General features: G+C 67.9%; 10 protein-coding genes. 8 read left to right on the top strand and 2 right to left on the bottom strand.

All coding sequences use genetic code 11. The features are described from left to right. The first annotated feature begins 294 nt into the window (after positions 1-294). Entirely contained in the window at positions 295-555 is a 261-nt protein-coding gene (locus tag GJ632_RS17620; RefSeq protein ID WP_089809058.1) for a hypothetical protein, read from the top strand. Positions 556-740: 185 nt separating this feature from the next. Beyond that, the gene (locus GJ632_RS17615; protein ID WP_191453632.1) at positions 741-1,880 is read left to right on the top strand and encodes a site-2 protease family protein; all 1,140 of its coding nucleotides are present in this window, start codon (positions 741-743) and stop codon (positions 1,878-1,880) included. 47 nt (positions 1,881-1,927) lie between these two features. On the opposite strand, the gene thiL is transcribed toward GJ632_RS17615, so the two are convergent. Next, on the bottom strand, positions 1,928-2,806 hold the full coding sequence (gene thiL, locus GJ632_RS17610; protein ID WP_191453631.1) for a thiamine-phosphate kinase: 879 nt from the start codon (positions 2,804-2,806) through the stop codon (positions 1,928-1,930). A 120-nt stretch (positions 2,807-2,926) separates the two neighbouring features. Here thiL and GJ632_RS17605 point away from each other — a divergent pair, with 120 nt between their 5' ends. From GJ632_RS17605 to GJ632_RS17590, 4 genes are all read left to right on the top strand, one after another. Beyond that, the gene (locus tag GJ632_RS17605; protein WP_089809064.1) at positions 2,927-3,964 is read left to right on the top strand and encodes a lysylphosphatidylglycerol synthase transmembrane domain-containing protein; all 1,038 of its coding nucleotides are present in this window, start codon (positions 2,927-2,929) and stop codon (positions 3,962-3,964) included. A 100-nt stretch (positions 3,965-4,064) separates the two neighbouring features. Beyond that, complete coding sequence (locus GJ632_RS17600) at positions 4,065-4,520, top strand: 30S ribosomal protein S19e (protein ID WP_089809066.1); 456 nt, start codon at positions 4,065-4,067, stop codon at positions 4,518-4,520. Between the two features lie 100 nt (positions 4,521-4,620). After that, positions 4,621-4,980: a DNA-binding protein gene (locus GJ632_RS17595; RefSeq protein WP_089809068.1), complete on the top strand. Its 360-nt coding sequence runs from the start codon at positions 4,621-4,623 to the stop codon at positions 4,978-4,980. 5 nt (positions 4,981-4,985) lie between these two features. After that, positions 4,986-5,576, top strand: coding sequence for an alpha hydrolase (locus GJ632_RS17590; RefSeq protein WP_089809070.1), 591 nt, complete (start codon positions 4,986-4,988; stop codon positions 5,574-5,576). A 34-nt stretch (positions 5,577-5,610) separates the two neighbouring features. On the opposite strand, the gene GJ632_RS17585 is transcribed toward GJ632_RS17590, so the two are convergent. Continuing rightward, on the bottom strand, positions 5,611-6,054 hold the full coding sequence (locus GJ632_RS17585) for an NUDIX domain-containing protein (RefSeq protein WP_191453630.1): 444 nt from the start codon (positions 6,052-6,054) through the stop codon (positions 5,611-5,613). 124 nt (positions 6,055-6,178) lie between these two features. Between GJ632_RS17585 and GJ632_RS24140 the strand changes: the two genes are divergently transcribed. Both GJ632_RS24140 and GJ632_RS17580 read left to right on the top strand, forming a co-directional pair. Next, positions 6,179-6,331 carry a hypothetical protein gene (locus tag GJ632_RS24140; protein ID WP_231751654.1) on the top strand — a complete coding sequence of 51 codons (153 nt, stop codon included), beginning with the start codon at positions 6,179-6,181 and terminating at the stop codon, positions 6,329-6,331. Beyond that, on the top strand, positions 6,286-6,883 hold a 598-nt coding region (locus GJ632_RS17580), incomplete at its 3' end, for an EamA family transporter (RefSeq protein ID WP_343161245.1). The genes GJ632_RS24140 and GJ632_RS17580, both read left to right, overlap by 46 nt.

The following is a 6,883-nucleotide window of genomic DNA, read 5'->3' as shown; positions in this document are numbered from 1 at the left end:
CGCGCGACGGACGAAACGGCCCGGCGGAGACGGTTCGCTCGCTTAATCGGTCTGTTTCCGCGACCCGACGCGGCGCCGAGGGGGAGTCGTGACCGAATTTCGACCTAAGTAAGTTCCTTAGAAGGATACAAGAAATAAAGAATCAAAATGAGTCATAAAACATCTAACTGTTTCTGAGCGGGTTTTGAAATGCACCGTTTTGGTCGATTCACGGTTGAAAGCGGCCGAATTACCCCTAACGTTCACCCCTTTATATTCTCCCCCGACGGCATAGGGTGAATCGAGGTGACACAGATGAGCGCAACCGTAAACCCCTCCACCGAACCCGCCGCGAAGGAACTCTCGAAGGAAGACCGTCTGAAGCAGTACCTTCAGGAGAAGGCACAGGACGGCGAGATGTACTTCAAGTCGAAGTTCATCGCGGACGAGGTCGGACTCTCGCCGAAGGAGATCGGCGCCCTGATGGTGAAACTCCGCGAGTCGGCCACGGAGCTGACCATCGAGAAGTGGTCGTACACGAGTGCGACCACGTGGCGCGTCGAACCGTCGGCATAACCCCGTACCGCCCTGAAACGACCCGCAGATAGCCACCCGTCGTTCGGACGACGCTCCAGCATCCGAACCCGTTCCCGGCGCGACCGACCGTCCCCCGTCGGTCGCGTCCCGCGCGACGGACCCCCGTCACCCGCTCTCTCTTCGCGACACGAGTTTTATAGCCGCGTGTACCCTACGACGCGGTGATGGACGCAGGCGATTCGGCGGGAATGCCGCCGGTCGAAGCCCTCCAATCCGTCTTCAGCCTCCACGAGACGAGGCGCGACGGCGACCGTATCCTCTACTACGGGGAGTCGCTGGTCCCGGAGCAGATGCTCGTCCGCGAGGTGTGGCCCTCGTTCCGACAGGCCGGCTACGAGATACAGGTCGCAACGACGCCCTCGGGGCGCGAGGACGTCATCGTGGCGCGTCCGGTGACGAACGGCACCGAGGGTATCCCGTGGAAGAACCTCGGTCTGTTCCTCGCCACCGTCGTCTCGACGATGGTCGTCGGTGCACTCGCGTGGTACCACATCCCGTTCGCGGAGATTCGAGCCGAACCGCTCTCGGTCCTGCGAGCGTGGCCGTTCACCGCCGCGGTTCTGGGCGTCCTGACGACGCACGAACTCGGCCACTACGCGCTCAGCCGGTATCACGGGGTGGACGTGTCGTTGCCGTATCTCATCCCCTTCTTCGTCCCGTTCGGGACGCTCGGAGCCATCATCCAGATGCGCGGGCAGATGCCGGACCGACGAGCGCTGTTCGACATCGGCGTCGCCGGCCCGTTGGCGGGACTGGTGGCCACCGTCGTCGTCACCGCAATCGGGCTCTCGCTGCCGCCGATGACCGTCCCCGAGTCGGTGATTCGCGGCAGCGGACAGGTCATCGTCTTCAACAACCCGCCGCTGTTGAACCTCATCGCGACGGTGCTGGGCCAACCGACGAACTACGCCGACCCGACGGTGACCGTCCACCCGGTCATCATCGGCGGGTGGGTGGGGATGTTCTTCACCGTGCTGAACCTCCTGCCCGTCGGCCAACTGGACGGCGGCCACATCGTCCGCGCGATGCTCGGCGAGGCGCAGGAGCGACTCGCGGCGTTCGTCCCCGTCGCCCTGTTCGGACTCGCCGCCTACCTCCACTACGTCCTCGGCTACTCGTTCAACGAGTCGGTCGGTCTGTGGGTGTTCTGGGGCTTTCTCGCCATCTTCATCGCCTACCGCGGCCCCGCCAACCCCGTGGACGACTCGCCCATCGGCCCCGCGCGGATGGCCGTCGGCGTCCTCACGTTCGCGCTCGGCGCGCTCTGTTTCCTCCTCGTCCCCATCGAAGTCATGACGCTCTGAGCGCGGTGAAAACAGGAGAGAACCGATTTCGAGCGCTCGGGCTCCACTCAGTCGTCCGCGTGCGTGTAGCCCGCGTCGGGAAGTGGGACATCGTCGGCGAGCACTCCCTCCCGCGTCACGTCGCCGACGACGGTGAGCGGAATCGACAAGGCGTCGCGGACGGCGGACACGGCGCCCGCCGGGAGCGTGAACACGAGTTCGAAGTCCTCGCCGAAGTACGCGGTCATCGCGCGTTCGTCGTCGGGGTCCCGGGCGTAGTCGGTCACCGCGTCGTGGACGGGCACCGCGTCCCACTCGACCTCGAAGCCGCAGTCGGAGGCGTCGGCCAGTTGGTGGAGCGACCGGGCGAGGCCGTCCGAGGAGTCCATCGCCGCCGTCGCGTGCGGTCGGAGGGCGACGCCGGCGGCGACGCGCGGCGTGAACCGGAACAGGTCGTTCGCCCTGTCGTGGTCGCCGGCGTCGAACGCGCGGAGGGCGGCGGCGCTTCGGCCGAGAGCGCCGGTGACGCACACCACGTCGCCCGGCGTCGCGCCCGACCGCAGGAGGGGGGCGTCCGTCTCTCCGAGGGCGGTCGTGGCGACGGTGAACTCCCCGTGGGTGTCGAGGTCACCGCCGACGTAGTCGGCACCGACCGCTTCGCACGCCTCGCGCGCGCCGCGGACGAAGTCTCGCAGTTCCGTCTCGTCGAGGGTGGGCGCGCCGTAGGCGGCGACGGCGGCCGTCGCGTCGGCGCCCATCGCGGCCACGTCCGAGAGCGACGCCGCGACGGCGCGCCACCCGGCGGTGTACCGCGTCGTCCCCGTCGGGAAATCGGTGGTCTCGTGGAGCATGTCCGTCGTCACCACCAGTCCGTTCACGACGGCGGCGTCGTCGCCCGCGGCCGGCAGGTCCGCGGCGAGGAGGCGAAGCGCCGAGCGTTCGTCCATGCCACTCCCTGACCACCCGACGGACAAAAACCTCGTCGTCCGCGACGCCGTGCGATAGCGACCCGCACGCTACCGTGCGGTTTCGATGGGTTGATTGCGTCCACGGCCGAGATGCGGCACATGGCCCGCGAGAACCTCCGCGCCACGGTCCTCGGCTTCCTCGGCGCGTTCGCGGTGTTCGCCGTTCTGTTCTACTTCGCCGGCGTCGGCGAGTTGGTCGACACGCTCCGGATGGCCGACGCCGGCACCGTGGGGCTGGTCGTCCTCGCGACGCTGGCGTGGTTGGCGGCGTGGAGCCTCGCGCTCAGAACCGTCCTCGGCGTCCTCGGCGTCGACCTCTCGTTCCCGAAGTCCTTCTTCGTCTTCTCGGGCGCGATGTTCTCGAACAACATCACCCCGTTCGGGCAGGCGGGCGGCGAACCGGTGACCGCGTACCTCATCTCGCAGTCGGCCGACGCCGAGTACGAGACGAGTCTCGCGGCCATCGCCAGCGTCGACACGCTGAACTTCGTCCCCTCCATCACCATCGCCCTCGTCGGTGCGCTCTACTACGCCACCGAAATCACCCTCGGGACGAACCGGGACCTCGTGTTGGCACTCGTCGCCGTCGTCGTCCTCGCGGTGACGGTGCCGTCGCTCGGGTACGTGGCGTGGCAGCGCCGCTACCGCCTCGAAGAGCGCGTCGTCTCCGCGTTCACGCCGGCCATCCGCTGGGTCGCCGCGCGCGCGCCGCGCATCCCGGTGCCGACAGAGGGCGGCATCGAACGGCGTATCAACGGCTTCTTCCGCGCCATCGAACGCGTGGCGACGAACCCGCGCGGACTCGCACTCGCCCTCGGCGCCTCGGCGTTCGGCTGGTTCTGTCAGATGCTCGGCCTCTGGCTCTCCTTTCGCGCCATCGGCATCCAGATACCCCTGTCGATAGCGATGCTGGTCGTCCCCATCGGGGCCATCGCGGGCGTGACGCCGCTTCCGGGGGGCGCGGGCGGCATCGAGAGCGTCCTCGTCGTCCTCCTGTTGGCCGCGCCGTTGCCCGCCGTCACGAAGTCCATCGCCGTCGCCGCCATCGTCATCTTCCGCGGGGCGGTGTACTGGGTGCCGACGCTCCTCGGCGGCGGCGTGATGGCGTGGGTGAGCTTCCGCGACTCGACGGCCTGACGAGCGGTCGCGCGTCGCAGTTCGAAGCCGTGAGAGCCGCTCTCGCGCCGTAGACCCGATACGATGCTTTAAACGACGCCATCCAGAATATCGACTCAACATGGTAACCCTCTACGACGTTCCGGCGGACGCCCTCATCGAGGACGTCGCCGAGCGACTCGAGGACCGCATCGAACAGCCGGAGTGGATAGCCTTCGCGAAGACGGGGCAGACCCGCGAACTCCCGCCCCAGCAGGACGACTTCTGGTTCGTCCGTGCGGCGTCGCTCCTGCGGAAGGTGGCGATGAACGGTCCCGTCGGCGTGGACCGACTCTCGACGGAGTACGGCGGCCGCAAGCGCGGTTCCAACCGCTACGTCGTCTCGGGCAAGCACTCCGACACCGGTAGCAAGAACATCATCCGTACCATCCTCCAGCAGTTGGAAGAAGAGGGTCTCGTCCGCACGGCGCAGGGTGAGGGACGCGTCATCACCGACGAGGGACGGAGCTTCCTCGACAACGCCGCCGCCGACGTCTTCGAGTCGCTCGACCGACCGGACCTCGAGCGCTACGCGTAACCGATTCGCCGCGAAGTTTTCCGGACGTCGCCCTCGGACAGCGTCGGCGACGCGCCGGGACGTCCGTAATCGTTTTCAGAATGCGAGAGAATCTGTAGGTATGAGTGGGAATCCCGACGACGACCGACTGGAGAAGCTTCGACAGGAGAAGATGGAGAAACTGCAGGAACAGGCGCAGGGGCAGGGCGGCCAGCAGGACGAGGCCGCACAGGAGGCCGCCCGCGAACAGGCCGAGGCGCAACAGGACGCGCTCCTCAAGCAGTACCTCACCGACGGCGCCCGCCAGCGACTGAACGCCGTCGAGATGTCGAAGCCCGACTTCGCCGAGAAGGTGAAACAACAGCTCGTCGCACTCGCGCAGAGCGGCCGCATCCAGGACCGCATCGACGAGGACCAGATGAAGGACCTGCTTCGAGAGCTTCAGCCCGACTCGAAGAGCTTCAACATCCGGCGGCGATAGACGGCGTGGACCTCGCGCTCCTCTACAGCGGCGGCAAGGACTCGACGCTGGCCGCCCTCCTGCTCGATTCGTTCTACGAGGTGACGCTCGTGACGGCTCACTTCGACGTCACGGGAGACTGGGAACACGCCCGCGACGCCGCCGACAGACTCGGCTACGACTTCGACGTGGTCGAACTCGACCGGGAGGTGGCCGAGTCGGCCGCCGCGCGGATGGTCGAGGACGGCTACCCGCGTAACGGCATCCAACAGGTCCACGAACACGCCCTCGAACGCGTGGCCGAGTTGGACGTGGACGCCATCGCCGACGGGACGCGCCGCGACGACCGGGTGCCCACCGTCTCGCGAGCGCAGGCGCAGAGCCTCGAAGACCGGCACGACGTGGACTACCTGGCACCGCTGTCCGGCTTCGGCCGTCGGGCCGTGGACCGACTCGTGGACGCCAACTTGGAGGTCGAGAGCGGCCCCTCCGAACGAATCACGAAGGGCGACTACGAGACTGAACTCCGCGCGCTCATCGCCGAGGAACACGGGCCGGACACCGTCGAGACGGTGTTCCCCGAACACGAGCAGACGTACGTGCGCGGTCTGAAGTAGGGCGGGCGGTCGCCGCGGTCGACCCTGACGCGCCTCAGGCGGTCCGGGACTCGCGGAACCGCTCGATTCGTTCGACGTCGCGGCGGAGATAGTCGGGGGCGCGGTCCCGTTCGGCGAGCGACGCGGGCGTGAGCCATCGGACCGCCGCGACTTCCTCCGGGGCGCCGCGGTGGGCCTCGCCGCCGACGTGTTCGCACAGGGTGACGACGTTGAGACAGGGAGTCCCGTCGTCGGCCTCGAACGTCCGACTGCAGACGTACTCCACGGAGCCGACTTCGACGCCGACCTCCTCCGCGAGTTCGCGTTCGACCGCCCGCTCTATCGTCTCCTCTCCACCGGGCGGACGCTCCAGTTTCCCGCCCGGGAACGCGAGCGACCCGGCGGCGTGCGACTCGTCCGCACCGCGTTCGACGAAGAGGTACTCGCCGTCCCGAACGACGGCGCCGTCGACGTTGACGACGTACCCGTAGTCCTCCATGGTCGACGGTGTCGACGCCGAAGCATCGTTTTTTCTGAGCCACGGTACCGTCTCGCACGCCAAGGGGCGCCGGCGACGCCGCAATCGAACGGTTTTCGTGGCGGCGGCGACAGCGACAGACCAGATGGACGCCTCGCTCGCCGCCGTCGCCCTCCAGTCGGGCGGTCTCTCGCTCTCGCTCCCGCCGGCGTCGGCTACGCCGTCGTCGCCGCGTTCGTCTGGGGGACGTACATCTTCGCGCTCAAGCGCTACTTCGACTACCCGGGCACCGTCCTGACCGTCTGCGTCAACGTGGCCGCCATCCTGTGGTACCTCCCGCTCACGCTGTCGACGCCGCCGTCCGCGGTCCCCGACGCGGGGACCATCGGCGTCGCAGACGCGGGAATCCTCCTCCTGACCGTCGTCACGACGGCGGCCGCCTTCCTCGTCTTCCTCGCGGCCCTCGACGCGGGCGAAGTGTCCTACGTCGCCCCCATCAACAAGGTGGTGCCGGTGTTCGTCCTCCCTATCGAGGTGCTGTTCCTGCAGGAACGGCTCGAACTGATTCAGATTGCGGGCGTCGTCGTCGCCACCCTCGCGGTGTACGTCGCGAACTACCGCCGCGGCTACCTCCTCGACCCGTTGCGGAAGGCGGTCACCGCCCGGCCCGCGCAGTTGGCCCTGCTCAGCGCCGCCTGCTACGCCGTCAGCGACGTGGGCAAGCGCCTCGTCCTCCAAGAGATGAGCGTCCCGACGACGCTGTGGGTGCCGACGCTCCTCGGCGGCGTCGTCGTCCTCCTCCTCCCCCTCGTCGTCCGCGACTGGGTGCCCGTGCGCGGGGACCTGCCGA

Source organism: Halogeometricum sp. CBA1124, assembly GCF_009741955.1.
GTDB classification, from domain to species: Archaea; Halobacteriota; Halobacteria; order Halobacteriales; family Haloferacaceae; genus Halogeometricum; species Halogeometricum rufum.
This window is presented reverse-complemented; position numbering and strand designations above follow the sequence as displayed.

What these genes read in the sequence shown, in the direction of transcription:
- GJ632_RS17605 (WP_089809064.1), top strand. Translation starts at nt 2,927, where the DNA reads ATGGCCCGCGAGAACCTCCGCGCCACGGTCCTCGGCTTCCTCGGCGCG.
- thiL (WP_191453631.1), bottom strand. Translation starts at nt 2,806, where the DNA reads ATGGACGAACGCTCGGCGCTTCGCCTCCTCGCCGCGGACCTGCCGGCC.
- GJ632_RS17585 (WP_191453630.1), bottom strand. Translation starts at nt 6,054, where the DNA reads ATGGAGGACTACGGGTACGTCGTCAACGTCGACGGCGCCGTCGTTCGG.
- GJ632_RS17595 (WP_089809068.1), top strand. Translation starts at nt 4,621, where the DNA reads ATGAGTGGGAATCCCGACGACGACCGACTGGAGAAGCTTCGACAGGAG.
- GJ632_RS17615 (WP_191453632.1), top strand. Translation starts at nt 741, where the DNA reads ATGGACGCAGGCGATTCGGCGGGAATGCCGCCGGTCGAAGCCCTCCAA.
- GJ632_RS17620 (WP_089809058.1), top strand. Translation starts at nt 295, where the DNA reads ATGAGCGCAACCGTAAACCCCTCCACCGAACCCGCCGCGAAGGAACTC.
- GJ632_RS24140 (WP_231751654.1), top strand. Translation starts at nt 6,179, where the DNA reads ATGGACGCCTCGCTCGCCGCCGTCGCCCTCCAGTCGGGCGGTCTCTCG.
- GJ632_RS17600 (WP_089809066.1), top strand. Translation starts at nt 4,065, where the DNA reads ATGGTAACCCTCTACGACGTTCCGGCGGACGCCCTCATCGAGGACGTC.